Below are 25,504 nucleotides of genomic sequence, written 5' to 3'. Positions count from 1 at the left end.
CTCCGCAAGGTATTATTATCTATTAAGTAATAGTTAAGTCTACAAGGGTAATTGCTGATTTACTAAGTTCTTTTGCAAAGATAAAAAAAATAGCCGTGCGTAAGCTTCTGACGACACGGCTATTAGTATTTATTGCTTTTTATCACTTAGGGCGCTGAGAAAATGCTTTTCATAGCATCTTCATATAAAAAACAACGCTCGTTTAGTGCATTTAGCGCTTCTGCCTTGTGCTTGCCGTGAATCAACAAGGAGATATTGTGCTCGGAAGCACCGTAGGATATCATACGAATTGGGATGTTTTTCATGGCATCCAATACTTTCAAGGCAATACCTTCTTTGTCTGCCGAGAAGTTACCTACGATACAAACGATAGTTTGATCGTTGTCGCATTCTTCTAGGTCAGCAAATTGTCTTAATTCTGCCATGATTTCTTCCAAGTGTTCATCGTTGTCGATTGTTACCGATACCGATACCTCAGAAGTAGTAATCATATCCACTGGAGTTTTGTATTTCTCGAATACTTCAAATACTCTACGCAAGAAACCGTAAGCATTCAACATACGAGTAGAGTGGATATAGATAGCCGTAAGGTTATCTTTCGCTGCGATAGCTTTGATTTCACGATCAGAAGTTTTGTCCGCAATCAAAGTACCATAAGCTGAAGGTTCCATCGTATTTTTCAAACGAACAGGAACACCTTTCAATTTAGCTGGAGTAATCGTACTTGGGTGCAAAATTTTAGCACCAAAATAGGCTAATTCAGCAGCTTCTTCGAATGTCAACTCACGAATTGGGAATGTTTTTTTCACAATACGTGGGTCATTGTTGTGCATACCATCGATGTCTGTCCAGATTTGAACTTCATCAGCTACGATAGCGCCACCAATCAATGAAGCGGTATAATCAGAACCTCCACGCTTAAGGTTATCTACTTCGCCACGTGGGTTACGGCAGATAAATCCTTGAGTGATGAAGACTTGTTTACCCTCTAATTGAGAAAGGATAGAGCTCAATTTTTCTTCTGTAAACTTCAATACAGGCTCATTATCCGCATCGATTAACATAAAATCTAATGCTGGCAACAATACTGCGTTAACACCTTCTTCACGCAAGTATGCTTCGAACATTTGAGTTGAAAGCAATTCACCTTCAGCAACGATTTCTTTTTCTTGTTTTACGCTAAAAGGTTTGATGCTTACCAACGAGCGAATGAATGAAAACTCTTTATCAATGATTGCTTTACCTTCTGCGTATCCAGCAGGAGTTTTGTAAAGTTCTTTGATAAATGTTTCATAATGTGCGTACAACTCTTCGATTTTTTGAGTTGCCTCTGCATCATTATTCGCCTTTAATGATTCTCCAATCGAAATCAAGGCGTTTGTTGTTCCCGAAAGAGCTGACAATACCACGATTTTACGTGTGCTATCTTCGGTAATCAAATTTCTAATCGAGTGCATTCGCTCGGGCTTCCCAACAGAAGTTCCCCCAAATTTCCAAACTTGCATTGTTATTGTGAATTATTGATTTTCTGGTTATTATATGCTTGAGATTGTCGTGGTAATGGGTAAAACCTTTTCCCATTTATTTTTTACTCTTAAAACTTCAACATTTTAACTGCTGTAATAGCAGCTTCGTCACCTTTGTTACCATGAATACCACCCGCACGATCAAGGGCTTGTTGCTCGGTATTTGGCGTTAACACACCAAACACAACAGGTTTGTCGTATTTCAAACTTACATTGGTAAGTCCTTGTGCTACAGCATGGTTGATGTAATCGTTGTGTTTGGTTTCACCTTGGATTACACAACCAATACAAATAACAGCATCGATATCCTCACGTTGTGCCATTTTTTGTGCTCCATAACTTAGTTCATAACTTCCTGGTACTGTAACACGTAAGATATTATCCTCTTGTGCACCATAAGTTAAAAGTGTTTTGTGAGCGCCATCTGCCAATGCATTGGTAACTTCTTCGTTCCATTCTGCTACAACGATAGCAAATTTTTTTTCTGTAATATCTGGTAAATTATCTGTCGAAAATATACTGAGATTTTTGTGGGCCGATGACATTTTAGAATTGTTTTGTAAAAGTTATAACAAAAAAGGGACAAGAACTTAAGCTCTTATCCCTTCTGATGTAATCAATATTTTGATTTATTTCTTATTCAGAGACAGAGCCTTCTAACACCGCCTTGTATTTCTTGGCGTTGATATATTCAGCTGACTCTGCGTACTTCTCTACGATTTCGTTGTAAACATCCAAAGCTTCCTTGTTTTGCTTGTTTGCCTCGTAAGCAGCAGCCAACTTCATCAAATATGATGGAGTAAAGAATTTGTTTGCTTTGTATTCAGAAGCCTTTTTGTAATAGTCAATAGCATCGCCGAAAGATTTTTTCTCAGCGTAAGCATCTCCAATTAAAGAGTATGCACGAGCTTGAACCAATAAATCTGAGCTACTGAATGACTTTAAGTGATCGATAGCAGCATCATATTTACCTTCTTTCAACTCTGCAACACCTGCATAAAAATTAGCCAAGTTACCAGCATGTCCGCCGAACTCATTCGCTAATTTAGAAAACTCTTGTGCTGCTACTTTGTTTGAATCAGCTTCAAACTTGTAAACAGCATTAAACATTTTCGCTTGAGCTGCTTCATCTTGAGTAGCAACATAATATTTATAACCGAAATAGCCAATCACTGCTACAATAATCGCACCAGCTACACCAGAAACTAAACCTTTATTTTTTTCTACGGCTTGTTGTACTTTTTCGATGTCGTGTCCTAATTCTTGCTTCAATCCTTCTGGACTCTCCAAAAATTCAAGGTTTTTGTGTTCTTCTTTTTTTGCCATTGGGGTTTTGTAATTATTCGTTTAGGGTTGTTTACCAAATTGGATGAAATGTATTAATAAACAACTTTCTATGTAATTTTGTATTTAGTTGGTAAATGAACCTTTTCCTCTTCAAAGTACTTCTTTTCATCTACCAATTTGACCTTTGTAGGCTAGGAAAAATTTGGACTGCAAAATTATGAATTCTATTGGAATTTTAAAGGTTTTTCTGTAATCTTTTGGGGCATAGCCTAAAAACTGCTTTTTTTTCGCCTTTTCAAGCCCTTTTTTTTCATAAAATCCGTTAAAACTCCTTCTTTATGAATGCCTTATAAAACAGCTTTAGCGATTTCTTAGCCAAGATTCTGGATTCTGTTTGGCATTGTTTTTCCAAACCTGAAATTTGATTTCTGAAGTACCATCGCCATCAGTTGCTACTTGTCCTATTTTTTGACTTGACGATACACTTTGTCCTTCGCGCACGGTAACATTAGATAATTTGCCATATACCGTAAAGTAATCGCCGTGCTGAATAGCTACAATAGTATTCACACCTTGAATATTTACTACTGAACGTACAATTCCGTCATAAACAGCATATACAGAGTTTCCTGAATTAGTTTGAATATCAACTCCGTCGTTGTTAAGTTTAACACCTCTCAAAACAGGGTGATTATGTACTCCAAAACGATCAGAAATAAAGCCACTCTGCACTGGCCATGGCATTCGGCCCTTTAACTGAGAGAAAGAGGTAGCCACTTTTCGTTCCTCTGGACTTAGCTCGATGGTTTTGGAACTAGCCTTACTTTCAGTATTGGCGCTATGGGTATCTTTTTCTCTATTCTTGATTCGTTGTTGCGAACGCTTTATTTCTCTCTCTACCATCTGAGCAATCATATTCTCCAGCTTTTCGACAGCTCTCTTATTGGCATCAAGTTGTTCTTTTAACTGTTGTTCTTTTTGGCTTAGCTCTGCCACTACGCCAGTTTGCTTTACCTTCAAATCTTCAAGATTTTGCGTTTCTTGAATTTTTTCTTTCAACAAATTGGCCTGTTCTTGCTTTTTCTGAAGAATCTTTAGCTGCTCTAAACGTAGTTCTTCTCTTACACTTTCAATCAAAGTTGCTTGTCGTATTCTGGATTCAGAATATTGACGAAGATATTTGTATCTCTTGACAAGCTTATTGAATGAGGGAGCCGAAAACAAAAAGCTCAACTGATTATACTTGTTACTTACTTTGGCAGCATTAAAAACCATTTTGGCGTACTCTTGCTTGAGTTTTTCCAAATTGCCAGAAAGCTGACCACTTTCACGAGTTAATTCACTTACTTCCATATCCAAAAGTTCTTGGTTTTCGGTAAGCAAGTTGATTTGTTTACTCTGTTTATTGATACGTTCGCCCAAGGCGTTGAGTTTGCCAACACTAACCTCCTTTTTTTGCTCAGTTTTAGCAATAATTGCATTCAGCTCATTGATTTTACGAATGTTGGCCTGCTTTTCTGCTTCGAGTTTAGCTCGATTGATTTTCTTGCGCTTGGTTTGTTGCGCATAAGTAGGAGTGAGGTATAACCCCAAGAAAACAACAAACAGTCCTGTGAATACTCTCAGGGCTGCCTTCATTCGGTAGATATGTTGCACTTGTGCTATAATGGCTTTAGGTATTTATGGAATTTTGGAAAACTAAATTTACCAGGTCCATTTCACACTATCAGAAAGTATATCAGTTAATCGTATATCTGTTATTTGAATAAAAATCTGTTACAGATATGCCTTTAAATGAATTTTCCTGTTGCTAAAATAAGTAAAAAAGAGCTTGTCAGTAATAAACTAACCTCAGCATTTACTTACTTAAGGATTTGATTCAATAGTGTTAGTGATATGGGTAAACTAGGATTATCAGTAATATGTTGAATTCGTCAAAAATGCAAGATAAGCTTTAAAGACAATATTGCTTAAAGCTTATCTTATTAAGTTTTAGTTTTTCTTCAAAAGCTTTTCTGGCACTTTGAAAGGAAACTGTAAAGGTTCGTCTAACAGCTCGACTTTGGTATGCTTGATATTGATTACTGTCTGATAAATTTTCTGGTCTTTCTCTGATTTATACTCAACTGTAATCAGATTTGAAAGTGGGAAAATTGTATTATTCAGTGCAGTAAAGTCTGCAAAATCCATTTCGAGTTTGGTATTGGTAACATCTTGCGTTACTAATAGCTTTTTGAGCTTTTTATCCTGACCAATGTAATTATCAATTTGTACTTTGCCTTCGCGTTGTTTGAGCAAAAAGTATTCATTTTCACGAATAACTCTTGATTTATTTTTCTTGAAAGGACGGTTTCCAACAATCAATGCCTGAAGAATATCAAAGGTCAAATTGAATTTGAATTTCTCTGAAAAATGGTCATATCTGTACACATTGTACGAGCCTTCGTACTTGTTGTGAATTTTTACAGAATCCTTGGTAAAAACGGCCGTAGCTATTGACACAGGAAGACCTGGGACAGATACGTTCAACCAAATCACGCTATCCTTTTTAGCACGAATGTCCATATTGACCGTCTGGTTTACATCTGTACTTTTAATACCTACTTTGGCTTTTCCTTTAAGATATTTAAAATCTACTTCGTCAACGCTTACCTTTTCTATTTCAGCATCTTCTGTTTTAGCAGCATTATCCACACTTACTTTCGATGAGTCTGTTGTGGGAGCTACTACAACATTAGAAGTTTCTTTTTTTAAGGAGTCTGTGGTTGTTGAAACAAGTTCAGGAGATTTATTAATTGCTGGTTTTTTACAAGAAGCAATACCCAACATCAATACGACACCTCCAATGATTAGTTTATTCATTTGTCTGTTATCAATAAAGCAATTAAACCTGTGGCTTTAATTTATGCTTGTTGTGAATTATTCTATTAGCTTTTGTTGCGAAATTTTTTGATCAAGATTATGGCTTGTTCCTCCAATAGCTTTTGCCTTTTTCCATTGCTCTACAGCTTTGGAAACTTCGCCTAATTGAAAAAGTACATCTCCATAATGTTCAACGACTGTTCCACTTTTATTGACGTTATTTTCGACAGCTTTTTCTAAGTAAATTTTCGCTTTGGCAAAGTCTTTCATTTCGTACAATACCCAAGCGTATGTATCCAAATAGGTTCCATTGTTAGGATGGCGTTCAACCAATCTATTGGCCATTTGTGCTGCCTTTTCAAGTTTTACTTTTCTCAAAGACAAGAAATAGCTGTAATTATTAAGCACATGATCGTTGTCTGGATCTTCTTTCAAGGCAGCTTCGTATGCCTCATCCGATTTTTCATGTTTGCCAATACTATTGTAAGTATCGCCTAATTGCGCAAATATATGTTGTGCCAACTCATATCCCTCAGGTGCCAATCGCTTAGCCTCTTCGAGCGCTTCAATCGCTTTTTCGTTGTTACGTTTACGATAATGTGCTGAGCCATTCAAATACCAAAAAATGGACTGATTAGGAAACACTTCGATAGCCTCCTCCGAGTGTACGATAGCACTATCTATTTGATTCAAATCAAAGTCTAACTGAATGATTCGCCCCCAAACTTCATTGACAGAAGGATCTAAGTGAGCTGCTTTTACATATTCGTTACGTGCTTCGGCAACTTCTCCTTTTTGAAACAACAAATCTCCATAAATCGCATGAGATTTGGGATCTTTGGGATTAGCTACAATCAAAGACTTTACTAAGTTGAATGCCATTTGTTTCGACTTTTCATCCTTCATCATCGAAACGTAACTCATAAGAATACGAGCTTTGGCATTAACATCCAAGTTAGGATCTGCAAAAGCCAATTCTAACTCTTTGTTGCACTTATCCATATCGCCCTTCTCTTGGTACAACTGCGCCAACATTACGTGCGCTTGCGCATTGCCAGGATTCATTTTCAGAATCTTTTCGAGATAGGGGATAGCTTGGTCATTTCTTTTGTTGGCTATCAATAACTCAGCTTGGTCTATGATATAATCTATTTCTTCAGGGTCGGAAGCAATTAGCTTTTCTCCTTCCTTGATAGCTTCATCTACTTTTCCTACTTTTAATAAAACAGCTTGTTTTTGGCGAGAAAGTTCTTCGCTAATTCCTAATACTTTTTCGGCTCTATCAAATGCCTTCACGGCATCGTCCAAACGATTATCGAAGATATATAAAGCGCCCTGTTGCAAATAGTATTCTGGGTTGTTTGGAAACAGATTTACCAATTTTTGATACACAGTTTGTGCTTCAGAAAATTGTTTATTTTTGACATATAAATCTGCTAAAAGCTCATTATAACTGGCATTACTAGGATCTAACTCTATTGCTTTTTGTATATATCCTATGGCTTTATCCTCAGCCTCCAACTTACGATATACTTTCCCCAAAGCATAAAGAACACCACTATTTTTGGGAGTTATCGACAATGCTTTTTCCAAAGGAGCAATCGCTTTGTCGTAATCTTCCATCATGAAGTACTTCATCCCATCAGTAAAATGCCCCTCTGCCTCCAATTGTTGGGCAGGGGTAATTTCAATCTTTTTGGTAGAGGCATCTTTCTTTTGAGCAAATCCTACCTGATGGCTCATGACAAACACAGCCCCCACAAGGATAGTATTTCTTAATGTAATATGCATATTGTTTGGGTAGTACATTCGGTGGTTCTGTGGTGGCAAATAAAGCACGACAGGGAATCTTTTTCAAAGTTACTAAAATAATTTTCAAGTCCTTGAAATCAAAGCAATTCGCTAAATCATTCGGTATTTTATGGCTTTAGACTTGTTAGCTATTGGCTTCTCTTTTGCTGTAAAATTATCTGAGTATAGTTTAGGGCAATAACGTAGAATTACAAATATCTGGTATAAAAACGTTTGGCTTTGAGCAATCGGTTCTCACTTTAGACAACTCCAATACTCAAAGCCAATCATTTATTTATACTTTTTTTGCGGGGTTACCAAATACCGTTTCTTTGGCTTTTACGTCTTCAATTACGACAGAACCAGCGCCAATTCTAGCGCTTTTGCCAATTTTTACGCCACCTACAATTGTTACACCTGTTCCAATAAAGGCATTGTCCTCGATTACTGCTCCTGCACCAATGACAGTTCCTGCTCCGATTTGAACAAAATCGCCAACCTTTGCATCAACATCGACCAGTACTCTACTGTGTAAAATATTATGGTTCCCAATTTCAGCTCTTGGGTTGATAATTGCACCTGCTGCAATCAAATTACCATGACCAATTGATGCCGTTGAAGCAATAATAGACTGGTCATGAATGGCATTGACAGGCTGTACTTTGCGCACATCATGAAGCATCTCTACGATATTTTTGCGCACCTTTGTTTCGTCAATTGCTACAAAAGCTTCACATTTTTTACCAATCAATTTGGTGTATCCCTCATCGTCGGGCGACCCTAATACTGTAATATCATCTATTTCGGTATTGTGTAACTTCTCGTTATCGTCCAAAAAAGCATATACTACGACATTGTTTCTCTTAAAAATATCAAGTGCTACTGCGCCCAAGCCGCTTGCACCAATAATAATCACTGGATTTTCCATTTGTTTGATTGAATTAGACTGTCTTTAGACTTTTGGAGCTTATTGAATCACTCCATTTTTTATCACATATTTTACTTCGTCATTTTTCAACAAAGTAAAATCGGCTTTCATTCCTAAACTAATTTCTTTTTTTGCTTGTATTGTCAATCCTTTTCCATCGATTTCCTCTGTTCCAAAAAAGACCGACATATCTCCGATTTCTTCGACGGTGCTTGTATTGACAAAGCCATCACCCCCACTAACGGGTTCTTCGCCACGATTGATAGCAATATCTGCGACATAACTTACTTTACCTTTTTGAATAGTTACATTTCTGATAATTAAATCAAAAATCGCCTTTCCATTTACGGGCAAAGCATCATAAGTCTCGGTAGTTTCGTTGACGTAGGACTTTGTAGCAACCGAATTTAAGGCGGACAAAATAGAAATATAATTTAGCTTTCGAATATATTGTTTTTCAGGATCGTTTTTAAACCCTCCAGATTCGATAAGGATGAGCGAAGTTCCCCATTTTTGGATATTATCACCAAAAGCTCTTGGTTCAAAATCTGACGGCCATTTGCCCACACAATTGGGTAAATACTGTTGCAAACCACGATTCATCTGCACAATTACTTGCATAGCCTTTTTGCGAACATCGTTTACTTCTTGAGCCTCGTTGTAAGCCGTTGCCAAAAAGGACATCGTTGCCAAATTGCCCGTCTGACCAGCCGAATACCTGCGGTCTTTGTCATGAAGATTAAAACCAAAATCAGGTTTTAAGGTTTTGACTAAATTTTTCAGTAAACGACCTTCAGGTGTTTGTAAAGCCAAAGCATCACGGTTCATATCTATACCCAAAGCTGTGTATCTCGACCATGCCTCAGCACCGTCAGGATTGAGCATTGGCACAAAATAAAAAGTACATTTTTCGAGTAATGTCTTTTTAAAATCTGAATATGCGGGAGTATCCTTTCCTAAAAAATTGAAAATATCCATCAAGGCCATCGTAGCAGTAGCTTCATTGCCGTGCATCTGCGACCATAAAAGCACTTTGGTAGGTCCATTTCCTACTTTAACTTGATAAATAGCTCGTCCTTCGGTTGATTTTTCAGCAATTTGGACATCAAACAAAGGATTAGACTTTAGTTTTTCTAATAAATTTACCAAAGTAGCATGCCCAAAACGACGTTTGGTAATTGCTTTTTCTTGAAACTGCTCATAAGAATCAAACAGATTTTTCTGTAATTCTTGTGCATTTATCTGGGTAAGTTGTGTCATTAAAATAATTACCAGTATTAAAAAATTTCGCATGAGACGATGGAGGAACAAAAGGGGTTTAATCTAAATTTACCCATTTATTCTCTGAACCAAAACATCTCTGATAAAATCACTTTAGTATTTCTCTAAAAAAACTCATTAATTTCTTTCATCGGAGCCTTATTTCCTCCAACAATCTGAGAAGCATAAATACCCACATGTCCAGAAAATAAATACGCTGTAATACATGCAATAGCAATAAATACAGCCGATTCGGCGCCAAAAAGTTCGATACCCATGAGTGTACACGCCAATGGCGTATTAGATGCGCCCGAAAATACTCCTACAAAACCCATCGCTGCCAACAAACTCAAAGGTAAAGGAATTATCGTAGAAAGTGTATTTCCTAAAGTTGCCCCTATATAAAACAAAGGCGTTACTTCACCGCCTTTAAATCCCGAACCTAGCGTTAGAGAAGTAAAAAAAGTTTTTCCCAGAAAATCATACCAATTAACGGTCTTTTGAAATGCTTCTACAATCACGGGAACTCCCAGACCGCTATATCGCTCTGCTTTGAAACCAATCAAAAGAATCGCCACCAGCACACCTCCAATTACAGCACGAAGGGGAGGACAGGATAATTTTTGCTTGAAAAAATTCCCCCAAGCATGTGTCATTTGGGCAAATATCAAACCCATTAGTCCAAAAATCGCTCCTGCCAACATTGCCCATACGAGTGAGGTTGGTATCAAAGGCGTTTGTTCGCTCACAACATAATGTGTGTGTCCCACATGCCAAACCGACTGACAAACATAGTCTGCTACAATTGCACCCAATAAACTTGGTAAAATAGCCTCGTAGCGCATTTTGCCAATAATGGCCACTTCCAAGGCAAAGACTGTTCCCGCCAAGGGTGTTCCAAATACTGAGGCAAAACCTGCACTGATACCCACAATGAGTATGATTTTTCTATCAAAATGAGTGGTATCTCTTTTAAACCCTAGTTTTCCAGTAAGTTTAGAACCCCAGAGATACAAGTTATCCGCCAATGCTCCACCCATTTGGACAGCGGTACCTTCACGACCTGCCGACCCTCCAAATAAATGCGTGATAACGGTTGTGACCAATATTAAAGGCATCATAAGTAGAGGAATCGTTTGAGTCGATTTTTGTAATTCCTCTATTAATTGGTTATTTCCTTTGGCAACCGAAGCTCCCCAATAATGATAAAGTCCACCTACAACCAAACCAGCCAATGGCAATAGCCAGATAAGCCATGTATGGCTTTCACGATAATGCGTAGCCCAATCTAATGCAACCAGAAAAAAAGCGGATGCACTCCCTACGACAAAACCGACCACGATACATATCAATAGCCACTTGATGACAAACTGAAGTGAAACAAGTTGTAAATTCATATTGCAAAGTTAAGTTGTTGATTCAAAACAGCCAATTTTCCCTAAATCGCCTTATCGCTTTTAAAGATTTAGTATATTTGAACAGCTATGCCATTCAACCACCGATCGTAGAAACAAAGCTCGTCTGATTTTTAATTTTTTAATTTCTATGAAAACACTTCGACTTGAAGAGGTGACTCCTTCTAAACTTCATTTTGAACTCAATACCATGCAGTGGCTAGAAGAACACCGTTCTGAGCAGTCCAACGAAATGCACAAGCACGATTACTATGTGATTATTTGGGTAAAAGAAGGCACAGGAACACATACCGTTGATTTTCAACAATTCGAATTACATCCTCAAACATTTTGGTTTCTTTCTCCAGGTCAAGCGCACGCTTTTCATTTTCAATCGCCTCCTAGTGGGTATGTTATTTCGTTCGATAGTGATTTTTTCTTTACTTATGAAAATAATAGAGAACTCCTGATTGACACTGGACTTTTCCACAATACCTTTCAATTTAAGCCTTTTGCGTTAGATAACTCTCTTACTTTTGGTTTAGAAAACATACTTCAAAACATTCAGGCTGAATACCAAAATCGTGATGGTATTTATCAAGAAGATATGCTAAGAAGCTTAATCAAAATGTTTTTGATACAATGTGCACGATTATTTTCGAGTCAATTAGCTCCGACACACGACGAATCTTCAAAATCTGTTTGTTTGGTCAGACGATTTCAGGATTTGGTAGAACTTCGTTTTAGTCAAAAAAACAAAGTTGCTGATTATGCCGATCAATTGAGTGTTACACCAAGCCATTTGAATGATACTGTCAAAAAAGTGACGGGACAACCAGCCTCCGAACATATCAAGCAACGTGTGATTCTGGAAATTAAACGCAAAGCCAATTTTGGGATGGTATCAGCCAAAGAAATTGCCTTCGATTTGGGCTTCGAAGATGAAGCACACTTTTCTAAATACTTCAAAAACTATACAGGACAAACCTTTTCTGAGTACAAAAAACAGCTTGCCAGCCACTCAAAACGCTAATTTTTTTGATAATCCGTAAAATCGACAAGTTTATCCGTAAATTATATATCATAACATTTAATGTATATACATAGATTTGCATTATCAAATTAAAACAAACAACATTTAAACATACAAAGTCATGGCAACTAACACTTGGGCAATCGACCCTTCACACTCAGAAATCCAGTTCAAAGTAAAACACTTAGTAATCACTACCGTAACAGGTCATTTTGAAGAATTTTCAGGTGCAGTAGAAGCAGAAGAAGGATTTGAAAATGCAAGCATTTCATTCGAAGCTAATACAGCCTCTATCAATACAAAAAGCGAACAACGTGACGGTCACTTAAAAAGCGCTGACTTTTTCGATGTTGAGCAATTCCCAACTTTATCATTCAAATCTACTTCATTTGTAAAAGATGGTAGCGATTTTGAATTGAAAGGTGATTTGACTATCAAAGGAGTAACACTTCCAGTTACCTTGGATGTTGACTTCGAAGGTGTTGCTACTGACCCTTGGGGTAATGTAAAAGCTGGTTTTGAAGTAACAGGTAAAATCAACCGTAAAGATTTCGGTTTGACTTGGAACGCTATTACTGAAGCTGGTAGTGCATTGGTAAGTGAAGAAGTAAAATTAGTAGCTAACATTCAGTTGGTGAAACAAGCGTAATATAGACAAAGAGAGGTTTTTAGCTTTTGGTTTTCTATCTCTCTATGTAATACATTTTATCAATTAGGTTTTCAGCATACTTTCTTGTTTTACAAAAACACTACGCTGAAAACCTATACCCAGAAAGGAGTTTCTGATGAAACCGCTTAAAAAAACCCTCCATCTTGCAGATACAAGAGGAAAAGCCGATCATGGTTGGCTCAAAGCAAAACATACCTTTTCGTTCTCAAACTATCATGACCCTTCTCGCGTCCATTTTGGAGCCTTGCGAGTACTAAACGATGATTATATCGCAGGAGGAATGGGCTTTGGAATGCACCCACATGATAACATGGAAATCATCACGATTCCGACTAGTGGGGTAGTGGCACACAAAGATAGCTTTGGTAATTATGGAACTATAACGGCGGGCGAAATTCAAGTAATGAGTGCCGGAACAGGTATTTATCATTCAGAGTTCAACCATCAACAAAACGAGCCTTTGACTTTATTTCAGATTTGGTTATTTCCTAATCAAGAAAATGTCAAACCTCGTTATGCTCAGCAATCTTTTGATGTAGTGGCTCGTCACAATCGTTTTCAAACGGTAGTGGCCCCAGCCAACGACCAACAAGAGGACGCTCTTTGGATTTACCAAGATGCTTATTTTAGCATTGGTAATTTTGAAGCAGGGCAGGATTTTTCTTATCAAATAAAACGCCCAGGCAATGGCTTATATGTATTTGTGATAGAAGGAGAAGTGCAAGTTGCCGAGGAAAATTTGAAGTCAAGAGATGGATTGGGATTGGAAAATCTCCAAGAAGCACATTTCAAAACCACCACGGGAGTAGAACTGTTGCTGATGGAAGTTCCAGAATAGCTTATGGCTCGGAGCTGTCAGCTTTTAGTTTAGTTTTTTATCCATTCATGGATTTGTGATAAAGTAAAAAGCCTTAGTATTTTGATATACTAAGGCTTTTTTGTTTTACTATTGTTTTATCTTAAAATACTAACCATTTTTCTTGTGCTCGCATTACCTGCTCTATAATGTCACGCACAGCACCACGACCACCATTATGAGGTGAAACATATTGAGAAACGCCCAAAATCTCTTCGCAAGCGTCTGCTGGACAAGTAGCATATAGGTTTTCTCTTGACATTACCTGATAATCGGGAATATCATCGCCCATATATAAAATCTCATCTTCCGAAATCCCAGAATCTTCGAGCCATTGTATGTAAATTTCTAGCTTACTTTTTCCACCCGAACCCATGAATACATCTTGGATTTTGAGATTTTGTAATCTTTTACGTACACCCTCGTGTTTGCCACCAGTAATCACACAGATATGATAACCTGCCTGAATAGCTCTTTCCAACGCATAGCCATCACGAATATAAAAAGTACGGTAATGTTCTCCTGTTTCTAGCACATGAACAGAACCGTCGGTCATTACGCCATCTATATCGAATACGAATGTGGTTATTTTTTGTAATTTTTGAGCGTCAATCATATTGTATTTTTATCAATAATATCTTCAGTAATACTTTCGTAAATCTTTTTATAACCAGAATTGTCCTTTAAAGCTCCCATTTGTCGCTGTATAATCTTTTGATCGTTACGTCTTGCAGGACCTGTTTGTACGGCAAAGATATCTTCCGACTCCAAAGCTTTTCTCAAGGTTTCTTTGATGAGAGGTTCTAATAATTTAAACTCTAAATCATTCTTTTTCATCAAATCCTGTGCAATTCCCCAGAGGTGATTTGTAAAATTACAAGCGTAAACGGCAGCTAAATGTATGCTCTTCCTCTCCTCTGAATTTACAGCATAAGTAACGTCAGAAATGGATTGCGCGAGAGTTATCAACAAGTTTTCCACATCTAAATTACTGGATTCCAGACATATAGGAATTTCAGAAAAATTCACGTGGAACATTTTTGTAAAAGTTTGTAAAGGATAGAACACTCCTGTACGTATAGTCTCATCCAAATATACGTCTACCAACTCTTGCAATTCATTGAGTGTTTTTGAGCCAGAAGTATGCACCAAAATAGCACCAGATGGAAGTGATAAATTACGAATAACTTCCTCCATTGCATCATCTGATACACAAAGGAAGAATATCTCAGAATTAGAATCCAAAAAATCTAAACCTCGATGTACTTGCGCATTGTACAATTGTTGCGTAAGTGCACGAGCATTAGATGGATTTCGACTGTAAACCGTCTCAATATCGTAATTAGCTGTTTCGAGTGCTTGAGAAAGATGCCATGCCACATTGCCAGCTCCAATGAATGATATTTTCACCTGCTTGTAAAGAATAAATGATTAACTGTATCTAACAAAGATAAGGCTATTCAATAGAATTTTATGATAAATAAGTTATGGAACGGTATTTTATCGATTTAAATACTATTCAGTGGTCACTGCGAAAGGATCAATTGAAAAATTAAAGTAGTTGCTGCATGGTATTTTGGCTTCAGTATAAATTACATTTTCAGAAAATACTTTAGCAAAGCGCTGGAAAGGAATATTTTGGCAAAACTAAAAGCAGATAGAAAAGCTTATAAAAGAGAAAAGAGAGTAACCATTGCTGATTACTCTCTTTAGAAGTGGTACCGGGGACGGGAATCGAACCCGTACGAGCGTTGCGGCTCACAGGATTTTAAGTCCTGCGTGTCTACCAGTTCCACCACCCTGGCTTCAGTCAATTTACACCGACCTACTAAACTTAAAAAGCACCAGATTGGTGCTTTAAAGTGGAGCGAAAGACGGGGTTCGAACCCGCGACCTCAACCTTGGCAAGGTTGCGCTCTACCAGCTGAGCTACTTTCGCATTTTCTTTTTGTTATCAACGTTACTTTGTCGCTGAATTGTGATGCAAAATTAGGGGGTATAATTTTACTATGCAAGTGTTTGATGAAAAAAAATTTAACTTTTTTTTAAATTATTTGATAATGTTTCCGTAATTTACTGATTATCATTTTCTTGCAAAACCACTAATTTCTTAACTTTTTTTCAAAAAAATCAGGATAAAAAAGGCATTCAAGCAAATTCCGCCCAAAAAATTCAATATCATGGTATTTTTAAAGTTTGCGAATGCTTCATTTTTCAAAACTTTAATAAACCATAAGTTGAAAAAAAGTAAAACTGGAGATAAAATCAGCAAGTAAATAAGAAAAATAGGAAATCCCATCATCATTTTTCCTGCAAAAAAGAAGTAAAAGCCAACAGTAACTAAAGAGAAAATCCCTGCTGTGAACAAAAATGTTCCTCTAATACCCAATAGTCTACTTATTGTCAAATCTCCGCGTTTTGCATCTTCTTCATGCTGATACACTTGTGTCATTGGATAAAAACCTAAAAGATTACAAGTACTCAAGACTGCTGGTAAAAGGTTATTTGAAGAAAATAATTCTGACCAAGTCAATTGTCCCGCTGATTGTAATACTAACAAATAGGTAAAACCTCCTTGAAACACGCCGACTGTCAACCAACTGATAATTGGATATTTTTTTAAGCGAACTTTATCATAAGAATAGGCTTTGGAAACTGTGCTGTACAAGAATAAGCCCAGTGCCAAAATCCAAGAATCGAAAACCCAAGCTGAAATAATGGCTGCAATATCAAGGCTCCAAGCGGTGTAATACAAGTCCTTGGTTACGGGTGGGGGATTCTCTAAACCACCAATGGAAGACTCATCTTTATCATAAAAGCTATTGTAGGCGTTTGAGGCAGGATATATCAGCAAATGCAAAAGAATAAAGACTAAAATGGCTTTATCGGTATGTAGAGTAGATGATTGGCTAAGTGCAAACCAAAATACTGGCATTAAAAAAAATGAGAAGGGAATTCTCAAATGCAGTAACGTACTTTTCATGAGTTTGAAGGTTAAAATTGTATATTGAATCTGCCTCGATGAGACAGATTCAATGTGAGAGAATCAAAACCTTCATACTTAAAATCAAGGGATAACCTTTTTCCAAAGCTGACGGCTATAATAACGGGTAAAACTCCACCCTTTACGCTGTAATTCCAATGGTAAATACGCAAAAGACTCTTTTACAGAACGTGCATCATAAAACAAATCATCGTCGGTAAGCACAACACCTTGGTACTGTTGCGATGATTTAACTGTCAAATCTGCAAAAGGAAGTTCTTTTACGAACGAAACTACTTTCTTGCTTAATTGTTCTTTCAACAGCCATTCAGCCCAATAGTTTTTTGAAATATGAGGCTGAGGAGAATATAATCCCTCCGAAACTCGACGAGCATATTCTAAATAATGTTTTAATAATTTAGGTCCTTCATGCGTGGCATCATCTACTTTCAATTGCTCAGGAGCAATACTCGTAATGACATACACACGCTCTCTGGCACGCGTTACAGCAACATTTAGTCGGTTTTCACCTCCAGACATATTCAAGGTCCCAAAGTTCATCGTAAAACGCCCTGTAGCATCAGGAGCATAACCTACCGAGAAAATAATAATATCTCTTTCGTCGCCTTGAACATTTTCTATGTTCTTGACAAAAATAGGCTCTTGTCCATTTTTAGTCAATTTCTCTTGAGCATGCAAATGCTGCTCTAGCAAATCTTGAATATAAACTTGCTGACGATAATTGAAAGTTACGATTCCAATGGATTTATCGGGTGTATTTGCCCGTAATTCTTTTACTAAGGTCAAAATAACATCAGCTTCAACGGCATTACAATGATTATTCCAAATACCTTCTGATACTTGAATATACTCAATTGAGGAGTCACTATCATTCATATCCTCAAATCTTGGTAAAAGCTGAAGAGAGTTCTGATAAAAATGTTGATTTGAAAAATCTATCAAATCTAGCGAACGACTTCGATAATGCCCACGCAACTGCATTTGTGGTAAAAATTGACATCCTAAATCCAAGAACGAATCGACTTCTAAAGCAGGAATATCTTCATCCTCATCATCAAAACGGATACGATACAAATCGGAGGGTTGTAGTTGTTTCGAATCCCCAGCAATTACTGTTTGTTTTCCTCTAAAAATCGAAGGAATTCCCTGTTCTGCGTAACACTGAGAGGCTTCATCAAAAATGACTAAATCAAACATAACAGGATGATATCCAGTGGAGTTTTTCTCCGAAATAGCCAAATTATGAGTCGTCAAAGGAAAAATTGCCGAAACTGTCTCTGGTGAAGCCAACCAGCAAGGAATCAGATTGAATACTTCATCTGAAAGCTCTGCAATAAGTTTTCGGATAGACCAAATCTTACGTTTTTTCGAAACCTGATGCTTCAAATCACGATATGTAGTAACATTTTGAAGCCTATTGACTTCTATCGACTGGTACGTTTTTTCACGGAGTTTGAGTTGCAAAATCTCCTTACTAAGCTGCTGCTTTTGCTCAATGGATTTTTGCAAATCTTCTTCTAATTGTTGCAACTTGAGTGTGCTAGCACCTCGTAAAATAGGGTAACGCTGCTCTATCGCCTCAATCCAAGCTAGTTTTAAATTATTGGTAAATAATTCGATAGGCGAATCTTCGAGATTCGCCTCTTTTTCTAGCAAACTAATTAAGTCCATTTCCCTAGAAGAAAAGGAGCGATGGATTTCGTCTGCTTCGAGCATCAAATCAAAATGCTCGTCAAGATAAGCGATGATATCGCTCGCTTCGGACGCTTTAATATTCGCCAACATCTCTAACTGAGATTCACTCAAATAAGGTTGTGAATAGACATGCGTCTCAGCGTACCCTTCAAGCGATGCGTGTATATCTTCTAAAAGATTTTTTACCGATTCGTAATCAAATGATGAAATATCAACTAACAAACTTAAGTGCGTTTCTTGCCAAACCATATCTGTCTGAATCGCCTTGTGCATCATCTCAAAATGGCGTTCAAACCATCGAAAGCCCTTGCCTAGCCAGATAGGACGTTCTGAGGAAATATTACCTTGAGATTTTACCCAAAATAGATGCCCAAACTCTGTCCACCATTCCTCAAGTTGAATACGGTTTTGAATACGCATTTGTAAGCGTCTCAAATCATCGGCAGACATCGTGAGCCCATTGGCTACGACCACGTCTTGTATATCCTTTTTTTGTTTAGAGAAAAGTGACCAAACCATTCCTCCAATCGCATTAGATTTGGCATCTAGTGCCTCAATTAACTTATGTAAAAATGGTTTTAATGCCGAAGAATCCAACGTGATTTCGATGCCTTCTACGCCAAATATTGCTTTGATTTGCTCAAAAAGCTGCGAAAACTCTAAGGCTCGCAATGAGTGTTTTTGTTGTTTTCGATACTTTAGCGCATCAAAATAGCTATTTGAGGTCAAAATAGCGCTAATACTTTTCAGTTCGTCTCTTTCCTGAATAAGATTCTGCAAATCATCATATTGGATTTTTGACTCTAATAAGCTTTCAAGTTCTTGAAATACCGTTTGAGTAGCTTTAAAAGTCTTAGAAAAAAGCTCTTGCCAGTGTTTTACATCAGAAAAAGTCAGGCTATTGAATCGCTTTCTTTTATTCCAAAAATTCTTCCCAATCGAATCATGACGAAATAGACGGGTATATTGACAATATTTTTGAAAACGAGTCAAAAAGTCGTCTAACTGGTCAAAACGATAGTCTTGATAAAAATTGCTTAAATCAACATAGGGGGCATCCGGCTGGCTAGTGAGATATAATTCTTTGACCGAAACACCGCATAAGGAAGTATCAAACAAGGCCGTTTTGAAAGAATCCAACTCCTCTACAATTTTGTCGATCCGACGAGATTCTTGGTCAAAACTACGTTCCAAAAAGATACTATCTAAACTATAATTATGCTTTTTGTAAGCGTCTATTTGCTCTACTTGGTGCAAAATTTGACTGTACAGCGCTTTTCTGTCATTCTTAAAATCGTGAACACTTCCTACAAATTGTTCCATCCCAATTTGACGCAAACGTTCATAAACCACATCGAGCGCAGCACGTTTCTGCGACACAACCAAAACCGATTTGCCGCGTGCAGTAAAGTCAGCGACCAAGTTGCATATCAACTGTGACTTGCCTGTGCCTGGAGGGCCTTGCACCACAAGCGATTTCCCAATCTTTACTTCCCGAATAATTTCTTCCTGTGAAGCATCTATCGCCAGCGGAGTTAATAGCTTCTCTTCTCGGATTTTAGTGGGCTGAATCATACTTAGGCTAGGGTGTAGCCACTGTGCCTCACCTTCACGGAATAATCCAGTAATATTGTTTTGAGATTCTTCTATCAAAAAATCATAATCTGGCACTAAAAACGATCCTGCTTGTGGAAATATTCCAAGCACTGCCTGAGGATATAATTTTAGTTCGCCGTTTTTCTCCATTTGCTCTAAATCAGCCTTGGTACTTTTTTCAAAATACTGTAATTGATTTGTAAAAAGCTCTTGATTAAAATTGACATTTAGTGGCGAAACCTTCAGTAATTCATAGAGTTGTGTTCTAAACTCAAGCGAGGTTTTCGAAAAATCTTCAAAGGTATATTCTAAAAAATTATCGAAAATTTTAATCTCATTGAAGTGCGAATAGGCTAGCAAAAAACTACGATTAAAGGTCACAGGCTCTTCTCGGCGCTGTAAATGCCATTTAATTCCAGAACCAGTATCTGTACTCGAATTGAGCGACAAACGTTGTGCTTTTTGCGTAAGCGTAACTGGGAAAAATAATAATGGACAGCGTACTACAGTGCCGTCCATCAGCTTCCCTTTTACCATCGGATACCCAACATATAAATCTTTGGCTCCACGCTCTTCTTCAATAAATTTTTCGGTACGAGAAATCTTCTTTAGTCTTTTGCTTACCTCGTTAACTTTTACATTTCGAGGGTCGAGCGTATCACACAGAGAAATAGCATTTTTTTGAGCAATAAGCTGCTCAATTAACATAAACGATGGTTGATTATGTAAAAAATCAAGTTCGTGTAAGTCTATAAATTGCTCATTGGGGAGATTTAATAATAGCAAAGACTTATTCTTGGCGCTTAGGTTGGTTAAGCGTTTTGCGTAAGCTTTTAGTATGGTTTGTAAGGAATAATCTATCACGTACAAAATATTTTTAAAGAGTCGTACGACTCCGAAAATTCAAATGAATAATTAACAGGAAAAGATAGGCAATGGTAAACTTTGCAAAGTACTATTTTTGTCAATAAACTAATCTACAAGTTGTTACAAAAATTTACTTACTATACTCGTACTCAAATACGCTTCTAGTGATTCGTAAAAGGGCAAAAAAACACAAAGATAAAGGAATTGGCAACAAGCGAGAGATAAATATAAGTTTGGCCTTGATTTTGTTTAAAATTTAGTAAAATCTTAAATTGCCAAACTTTTAGTCATACCAATATATACCACTTGTAATCTTCGAGCATATTAATAGCTCCATTTCTTTTCACTGTATTGATTTTCAGGTATTTTTGCGACTATTTTTACTTTAAATTTGACTCAATTATTGATTCATAGAAAATTGATTAAAAATGTATAACAACAAAAAAGTTATCGTTGTAATGCCAGCCTATAAGGCTTCGTTGACACTTGAACGAACATATCGAGAAATACCCTTCGACCTTGTCGATGAGGTAATTTTAGTAGATGACCACAGCCCTGACAATACCGTAGATGTAGCTAAATCACTGGGAATCAAACATGTAATTCGCCATGACAAAAACAAAGGCTACGGTGGTAATCAAAAAACTTGTTACAACAAAGCATTGGAGTTAGGCGGTGACATTGTTATTATGTTACACCCAGACTATCAATATACGCCGATGTTGCTTACTGCGATGATTTCTATCATCGGTAATGAGTTATATCCAGTAGTATTTGGTTCACGTATCTTAGGCATGGGTGCACTCAAAGGAGGCATGCCTATGTACAAATACATTGCTAACAGATTTCTAACATTTTTCCAAAACGTTTTGTTAGGTCAAAAGCTTTCTGAATACCATACAGGCTACCGTGCGTTCTCAAGAACAGTTTTAGAGAAAGTACCATTTGAACTTTGCGACGACGACTTTGTATTTGATAACGAAATGGTTGCTCAAATCTTTTGGCATGGATTTGAGATTGCAGAAGTAACCTGTCCAACCAAATATTTTGAAGAGGCTTCTTCTATCAATTTTATGAGAAGTTCTAAATATGGACTCGGCGTACTTCGCGTTTCTGTATTGTACCGTTTAGCCAAGTGGGGCATCAAATGGAATATTCTAGGATAATGAAACATGCTATTATCATTGGTGCTACTGGCTTAGTCGGTAGCACACTTACTCATCAGCTTCTTCAAGATGATTACTTCTCAAAAGTAACCCTATTAGTTCGCAAGCCTCTCCCTATTACACATCCTAAATTAGAACAAGTCATTTTTGATTTTGAGCATCCAGATACTAGCAAAGTAAAAGGAGATGTGTTATTCTGTGCGATGGGGACAACTCTCAAGAAAGCAGGCAGTAAGGGAGCTCAATATTTGATTGACTGCGAATATCCATACCGAGTTGGTCAGATAGCACACTCAAATGGAATCGAAAATTATATCCTTGTATCCTCAATAGGAGCAGATGCCAATTCTTCAAGTTTTTATTTAAGAACCAAAGGAGAACTAGAACAAAAACTTAGTGCGTTAGGATTCTCTAAGCTCGTGAGTGTTCGACCATCATTAATTTTAGGAAATCGAGGAGAGTTTCGTTTTGGTGAGAAATTGGGCGTTGTATTAGATAGTATACTAAGTCCACTGATGATAGGTCCATTGAAGAAATATAGGGGAGTCCATGTAGACAAAATAGTAAGGATGTTGATAAAGGTATCGAAAGAAAGTTTTCCAGACAAAACTACCTCCATCGAGTCCGACGCGATATATGCATTATAAAGCAAAAAGGATGCTTGTTAAACAAGCATCCTTTTTTATGGGTAAAATCGTTATTAAGCTTCAGCAGGAATAACTTCTACGAAAGAACGACCTTTGAAACCTTTTTTGAATTGTACAGTACCACTAACCAAAGCAAACAAAGTATGGTCTTTACCGATACCTACGTTTTTGCCAGGATTGTGAGCAGTACCTCTCTGACGGATGATGATATTACCAGCAATAGCAGGTTGACCACCGTAGATTTTAACGCCTAAGCGTTTGCTATGTGACTCACGGCCGTTCTTCGAACTACCCGCACCTTTCTTGTGTGCCATTTTTTTGTAATGTTTTTACGTTAAGTTATGAATAATACGACCTAAACCAGAAGTCTTTCAACTAATAACTTAAGACTAAATTAGAATGTAATACCTTCGATTAAAACTTTAGTCAAGTCTTGACGGTGACCGTTTTGTTTTTGATAGCCTTTACGACGTTTCTTTTTGAAAACGATAACTTTTTCGCCACGAACGTGAGCCAAAATTTTACCTGATACAGTTGCACCTTCAACGATTGGAGCACCTACTTTAATATCTCCATCATTGTCAACAAGAAGAACCTTGTCGAAAACTAGTGCAGCGCCTTCCTCACCCGCTAAACGATGCGTGTAAAGGTAACGGTCTTTCTCAACTTTAAATTGCTGACCAGCGATTTCTACGATTGCGTACATTGTATTGTATTTTTAAACTAACTAGCTATAATTCAAGCAAATGGATTTTCTGAAGCTAATTAGAGGGTTTGACAAATCCCATTTGCCCCTAAAAGGGATGCAAATTTAACAAGAGATTTTGAATTTTCGAAATCTTATAACGACTTTTTTAGAAATATAATCAACTAACAATCAAAACCTTAGACTATCAGAGAGATGCACTGCCATTTTGCTATTTTTTTTGCTGTTCTATTCATTAAAAAAATGACCATTTAGTAAATATTTTTCTTTTGACCGTACCATTTTAAACAATCCCACGTTTAAAGGTAAAATACTCAATCAAAAATGAACTAAGTCTTTTATTATTACGTATTTGCATTGTAATTAAAGCACAATTTACCTACTCTTTTTCACGCATGTAGCACTTCTCATATCCATTCACAACCAGTCAGATTTTTCAATTCTGGTAATTATCTTGTAGTAATTATTTATTTGTCTGGCATTTTGTACTATTTTGTGCGCTCTTTAATACACTATCTAAAATGAAATCAGTCATTCATCATATCATCAAAAAAGCCCTTTTCGCCAAATCTTTATTCATTATCATTACTCTGTTGGCTACTATTGGCTCTATTAATGCCCAATCTGGTTATAACATTGGGCAAACCGTTAGCGATTTTCAACTAAAAAATATTGATGGTCGCATGTTATCCTTGAGCGACAATCGCAATGTAAAAGGATATATTGTGGTGTTTACTTGCAATCACTGTCCATTCTCAAAGGCTTACGACTCAAGAGTTGTAGATTTGCACAATAAATTTGCCTCTAAAGGATACCCAGTGATTGCTATTAATCCAAACGACCCAAATGCTTACGAAGAAGATTCATTTGCCAATATGCGCCTGACAGCTCCAAGTAAAGGTTTTACATTTCCGTATTTGCAAGATGAAACTCAAGAGGTAGCCAAAGCTTTTGGGGCAACCAGAACACCTTCGTGCTTCGTACTCAAAAAAGAAGGAGATAGATTTACGGTTCAATATATAGGGGCGATCGACGACAATTCACAAGACGCCAGCGCGGTGAACAAAAAATTTGTAGAAGATGCTGTCAACAATCTGTTGAGCGGACGACCAGTGATGGTAAATAATACCAAAGCTGTTGGTTGTGCTATTAAATGGAAGAGCTTCTAATACAGGAAATTAGATACAAAAAAGAGGACATTGCTTAGCGATGCCCTCTTTTTTGTATCTAACCAACGAGAAAATGTATATTTTTTTGAGTTTTATTCCCACAAAACCCAAAAAGTCCTATTATACATTGGGGATTTTATAAATAACTTTCACTAACTTTGTAGGCACAACAACCGTATTGGGAACAGGAAAGGATGGAATTTGAAGCTTTACCCGAAAGAAGAAAAAATCAATTGATGGCGTTTAACCGCCTCTTAACAATCATGGATGAGTTGAGAGAGCAGTGTCCTTGGGATAAAAAACAAACCATTGATTCATTGCGTCACTTGACGATTGAAGAAACCTACGAACTTTCGGATGCCATTGTAGAAGGAGATATGCTCGAAATCCAAAAGGAAATCGGCGATATTATGCTTCACATGGTATTTTACTCAAAAATTGCTTCAGAAACCAATACTTTTGATATTGCTGATGTATTGAATGGTCTTTGTGAAAAATTGATTTTCCGTCATCCACATATTTATGGTGATGTAAAAGCTGAAACCGAGGAGCAAGTCAAACAGAATTGGGAAGCACTTAAGATGAAAGAAGGTAACAAGTCTGTATTGGCTGGTGTACCAAAATCGCTTCCAGCCTTAGTAAAGGCTATGCGTATTCAAGAAAAGGCTCGTGGAGCTGGCTTCGACTGGGAAGAAAAAGAACAGGTTTGGGAGAAAGTCGAAGAAGAAATGCAGGAATTCAAAGCTGAGTTTAATGTAGTTGAAAAATCAGCCATCGATACCGAAAAGGCCGAAGCTGAATTTGGAGATTTATTGTTTTCTCTAGTCAATTACGCAAGATTTGTCAACATCAATGTTGAATCCGCTTTAGAAAGAACTAATAAAAAGTTCATCAAGCGATTCCAGCATATTGAATCAAGAGCAAAAGAACAAGGTAAAACCTTACAAGATATGACCCTAGCCGAAATGGATGTGTATTGGGAAGAGGCGAAAAGGCTGTAATTGAACAAACAACGTTCAAGTCAAAGATTCAAAATTTAATTTTGAG

Annotated in this window: 22 protein-coding genes and 2 tRNA genes; 7 read left to right on the top strand and 17 right to left on the bottom strand. The window is 37.2% G+C overall.

Annotation, left to right across the window (positions count from 1 at the left end):
• Window positions 1-146: 146 nt before the first annotated feature.
• The 9 genes from QM524_RS12895 to QM524_RS12855 all read right to left on the bottom strand — a co-directional run bounded on the left by QM524_RS12895 (window position 147) and on the right by QM524_RS12855 (window position 11,051).
• Window positions 147-1,505 carry an aspartate kinase gene (locus QM524_RS12895; RefSeq protein ID WP_283344920.1) on the bottom strand — a complete coding sequence of 453 codons (1,359 nt, stop codon included), beginning with the start codon at window positions 1,503-1,505 and terminating at the stop codon, window positions 147-149.
• An 89-nt stretch (window positions 1,506-1,594) separates the two neighbouring features.
• Window positions 1,595-2,071 (bottom strand): 6,7-dimethyl-8-ribityllumazine synthase, encoded by a 477-nt coding sequence (gene ribH, locus QM524_RS12890; RefSeq protein WP_283344919.1) that lies wholly within the window; start codon window positions 2,069-2,071, stop codon window positions 1,595-1,597.
• Window positions 2,072-2,162: 91 nt separating this feature from the next.
• Window positions 2,163-2,852 (bottom strand): tetratricopeptide repeat protein, encoded by a 690-nt coding sequence (locus QM524_RS12885; RefSeq protein ID WP_283344918.1) that lies wholly within the window; start codon window positions 2,850-2,852, stop codon window positions 2,163-2,165.
• Window positions 2,853-3,173: 321 nt separating this feature from the next.
• Entirely contained in the window at window positions 3,174-4,451 is a 1,278-nt protein-coding gene (locus QM524_RS12880) for a murein hydrolase activator EnvC family protein (RefSeq protein WP_283344917.1), read from the bottom strand.
• A 354-nt stretch (window positions 4,452-4,805) separates the two neighbouring features.
• The gene (locus QM524_RS12875; protein WP_283344916.1) at window positions 4,806-5,675 is read right to left on the bottom strand and encodes a DUF4292 domain-containing protein; all 870 of its coding nucleotides are present in this window, start codon (window positions 5,673-5,675) and stop codon (window positions 4,806-4,808) included.
• 57 nt (window positions 5,676-5,732) lie between these two features.
• On the bottom strand, window positions 5,733-7,466 hold the full coding sequence (locus tag QM524_RS12870) for a tetratricopeptide repeat protein (protein ID WP_283344915.1): 1,734 nt from the start codon (window positions 7,464-7,466) through the stop codon (window positions 5,733-5,735).
• 295 nt (window positions 7,467-7,761) lie between these two features.
• Complete coding sequence (locus QM524_RS12865; RefSeq protein WP_095160951.1) at window positions 7,762-8,394, bottom strand: acetyltransferase; 633 nt, start codon at window positions 8,392-8,394, stop codon at window positions 7,762-7,764.
• Between the two features lie 39 nt (window positions 8,395-8,433).
• A complete protein-coding gene (locus QM524_RS12860; RefSeq protein WP_283344914.1) occupies window positions 8,434-9,654 on the bottom strand; it encodes a M14 family zinc carboxypeptidase in 1,221 nt (406 codons plus the stop codon).
• A 125-nt stretch (window positions 9,655-9,779) separates the two neighbouring features.
• On the bottom strand, window positions 9,780-11,051 hold the full coding sequence (locus QM524_RS12855) for a voltage-gated chloride channel family protein (protein ID WP_283344913.1): 1,272 nt from the start codon (window positions 11,049-11,051) through the stop codon (window positions 9,780-9,782).
• Between the two features lie 148 nt (window positions 11,052-11,199).
• On the opposite strand from QM524_RS12855, the gene QM524_RS12850 reads away from it, so the two are divergent.
• The 3 genes from QM524_RS12850 (at window position 11,200) to QM524_RS12840 (ending at window position 13,589) form a co-directional block, all read left to right on the top strand.
• A complete protein-coding gene (locus tag QM524_RS12850; protein ID WP_283344912.1) occupies window positions 11,200-12,081 on the top strand; it encodes a helix-turn-helix domain-containing protein in 882 nt (293 codons plus the stop codon).
• Window positions 12,082-12,202: 121 nt separating this feature from the next.
• Window positions 12,203-12,730 carry a YceI family protein gene (locus QM524_RS12845; RefSeq protein ID WP_095160946.1) on the top strand — a complete coding sequence of 176 codons (528 nt, stop codon included), beginning with the start codon at window positions 12,203-12,205 and terminating at the stop codon, window positions 12,728-12,730.
• Between the two features lie 136 nt (window positions 12,731-12,866).
• Entirely contained in the window at window positions 12,867-13,589 is a 723-nt protein-coding gene (locus tag QM524_RS12840; RefSeq protein WP_283344911.1) for a pirin family protein, read from the top strand.
• 121 nt (window positions 13,590-13,710) lie between these two features.
• Here QM524_RS12840 and QM524_RS12835 read toward each other — a convergent pair whose 3' ends face one another.
• From QM524_RS12835 to QM524_RS12810, 6 genes are all read right to left on the bottom strand, one after another.
• A complete protein-coding gene (locus QM524_RS12835; RefSeq protein WP_166578262.1) occupies window positions 13,711-14,223 on the bottom strand; it encodes a KdsC family phosphatase in 513 nt (170 codons plus the stop codon).
• Entirely contained in the window at window positions 14,220-15,017 is a 798-nt protein-coding gene (locus tag QM524_RS12830) for a Rossmann-like and DUF2520 domain-containing protein (RefSeq protein WP_283344910.1), read from the bottom strand. The genes QM524_RS12835 and QM524_RS12830 overlap by 4 nt, the downstream gene beginning before the upstream one ends.
• A gap of 306 nt (window positions 15,018-15,323) precedes the next feature.
• A tRNA-Leu gene (locus tag QM524_RS12825) sits at window positions 15,324-15,412 on the bottom strand.
• A 58-nt stretch (window positions 15,413-15,470) separates the two neighbouring features.
• Window positions 15,471-15,546: transfer RNA gene (locus QM524_RS12820), tRNA-Gly, on the bottom strand.
• A 171-nt stretch (window positions 15,547-15,717) separates the two neighbouring features.
• Window positions 15,718-16,590, bottom strand: a complete 873-nt coding sequence (locus QM524_RS12815) for a UbiA family prenyltransferase (protein ID WP_283344909.1) — start codon at window positions 16,588-16,590, stop codon at window positions 15,718-15,720.
• An 84-nt stretch (window positions 16,591-16,674) separates the two neighbouring features.
• On the bottom strand, window positions 16,675-20,766 hold the full coding sequence (locus QM524_RS12810; RefSeq protein ID WP_283344908.1) for an AAA domain-containing protein: 4,092 nt from the start codon (window positions 20,764-20,766) through the stop codon (window positions 16,675-16,677).
• 431 nt (window positions 20,767-21,197) lie between these two features.
• Here QM524_RS12810 and QM524_RS12805 point away from each other — a divergent pair, with 431 nt between their 5' ends.
• A complete protein-coding gene (locus QM524_RS12805) occupies window positions 21,198-21,935 on the top strand; it encodes a glycosyltransferase family 2 protein (protein ID WP_283344907.1) in 738 nt (245 codons plus the stop codon).
• Entirely contained in the window at window positions 21,935-22,582 is a 648-nt protein-coding gene (locus tag QM524_RS12800; RefSeq protein ID WP_283344906.1) for an NAD(P)H-binding protein, read from the top strand. The genes QM524_RS12805 and QM524_RS12800 overlap by 1 nt, the downstream gene beginning before the upstream one ends.
• A gap of 53 nt (window positions 22,583-22,635) precedes the next feature.
• On the opposite strand, the gene rpmA is transcribed toward QM524_RS12800, so the two are convergent.
• Both rpmA and rplU read right to left on the bottom strand, forming a co-directional pair.
• Entirely contained in the window at window positions 22,636-22,896 is a 261-nt protein-coding gene (gene rpmA, locus QM524_RS12795) for a 50S ribosomal protein L27 (RefSeq protein WP_095160939.1), read from the bottom strand.
• An 80-nt stretch (window positions 22,897-22,976) separates the two neighbouring features.
• Window positions 22,977-23,288 (bottom strand): 50S ribosomal protein L21, encoded by a 312-nt coding sequence (gene rplU / locus QM524_RS12790; RefSeq protein WP_095160938.1) that lies wholly within the window; start codon window positions 23,286-23,288, stop codon window positions 22,977-22,979.
• A 521-nt stretch (window positions 23,289-23,809) separates the two neighbouring features.
• On the opposite strand from rplU, the gene QM524_RS12785 reads away from it, so the two are divergent.
• Complete coding sequence (locus QM524_RS12785; RefSeq protein WP_283344905.1) at window positions 23,810-24,457, top strand: thioredoxin family protein; 648 nt, start codon at window positions 23,810-23,812, stop codon at window positions 24,455-24,457.
• 194 nt (window positions 24,458-24,651) lie between these two features.
• On the top strand, window positions 24,652-25,458 hold the full coding sequence (gene mazG / locus QM524_RS12780) for a nucleoside triphosphate pyrophosphohydrolase (RefSeq protein WP_283344904.1): 807 nt from the start codon (window positions 24,652-24,654) through the stop codon (window positions 25,456-25,458).
• Window positions 25,459-25,504 lie beyond the last annotated feature (46 nt).

This window comes from Flectobacillus roseus (assembly GCF_030056595.1).
GTDB lineage: Bacteria > Bacteroidota > Bacteroidia > Cytophagales > Spirosomataceae > Flectobacillus > Flectobacillus roseus.
The sequence above is the reverse complement of the archived record's forward strand: the minus strand, read 5'-3'. Positions and strand labels throughout refer to the sequence as shown.

Coding starts and splice junctions, on each gene's coding strand:
- QM524_RS12895 (WP_283344920.1), bottom strand. CDS start 1,505: ATGCAAGTTTGGAAATTTGGGGGAACTTCTGTTGGGAAGCCCGAGCGA.
- ribH (WP_283344919.1), bottom strand. CDS start 2,071: ATGTCATCGGCCCACAAAAATCTCAGTATATTTTCGACAGATAATTTA.
- QM524_RS12885 (WP_283344918.1), bottom strand. CDS start 2,852: ATGGCAAAAAAAGAAGAACACAAAAACCTTGAATTTTTGGAGAGTCCA.
- QM524_RS12880 (WP_283344917.1), bottom strand. CDS start 4,451: ATGAAGGCAGCCCTGAGAGTATTCACAGGACTGTTTGTTGTTTTCTTG.
- QM524_RS12875 (WP_283344916.1), bottom strand. CDS start 5,675: ATGAATAAACTAATCATTGGAGGTGTCGTATTGATGTTGGGTATTGCT.
- QM524_RS12870 (WP_283344915.1), bottom strand. CDS start 7,466: ATGCATATTACATTAAGAAATACTATCCTTGTGGGGGCTGTGTTTGTC.
- QM524_RS12865 (WP_095160951.1), bottom strand. CDS start 8,394: ATGGAAAATCCAGTGATTATTATTGGTGCAAGCGGCTTGGGCGCAGTA.
- QM524_RS12860 (WP_283344914.1), bottom strand. CDS start 9,654: ATGACACAACTTACCCAGATAAATGCACAAGAATTACAGAAAAATCTG.
- QM524_RS12855 (WP_283344913.1), bottom strand. CDS start 11,051: ATGAATTTACAACTTGTTTCACTTCAGTTTGTCATCAAGTGGCTATTG.
- QM524_RS12850 (WP_283344912.1), top strand. CDS start 11,200: ATGAAAACACTTCGACTTGAAGAGGTGACTCCTTCTAAACTTCATTTT.
- QM524_RS12845 (WP_095160946.1), top strand. CDS start 12,203: ATGGCAACTAACACTTGGGCAATCGACCCTTCACACTCAGAAATCCAG.
- QM524_RS12840 (WP_283344911.1), top strand. CDS start 12,867: ATGAAACCGCTTAAAAAAACCCTCCATCTTGCAGATACAAGAGGAAAA.
- QM524_RS12835 (WP_166578262.1), bottom strand. CDS start 14,223: ATGATTGACGCTCAAAAATTACAAAAAATAACCACATTCGTATTCGAT.
- QM524_RS12815 (WP_283344909.1), bottom strand. CDS start 16,590: ATGAAAAGTACGTTACTGCATTTGAGAATTCCCTTCTCATTTTTTTTA.
- QM524_RS12805 (WP_283344907.1), top strand. CDS start 21,198: ATGTATAACAACAAAAAAGTTATCGTTGTAATGCCAGCCTATAAGGCT.
- QM524_RS12800 (WP_283344906.1), top strand. CDS start 21,935: ATGAAACATGCTATTATCATTGGTGCTACTGGCTTAGTCGGTAGCACA.
- rpmA (WP_095160939.1), bottom strand. CDS start 22,896: ATGGCACACAAGAAAGGTGCGGGTAGTTCGAAGAACGGCCGTGAGTCA.
- rplU (WP_095160938.1), bottom strand. CDS start 23,288: ATGTACGCAATCGTAGAAATCGCTGGTCAGCAATTTAAAGTTGAGAAA.
- QM524_RS12785 (WP_283344905.1), top strand. CDS start 23,810: ATGAAATCAGTCATTCATCATATCATCAAAAAAGCCCTTTTCGCCAAA.
- mazG (WP_283344904.1), top strand. CDS start 24,652: ATGGAATTTGAAGCTTTACCCGAAAGAAGAAAAAATCAATTGATGGCG.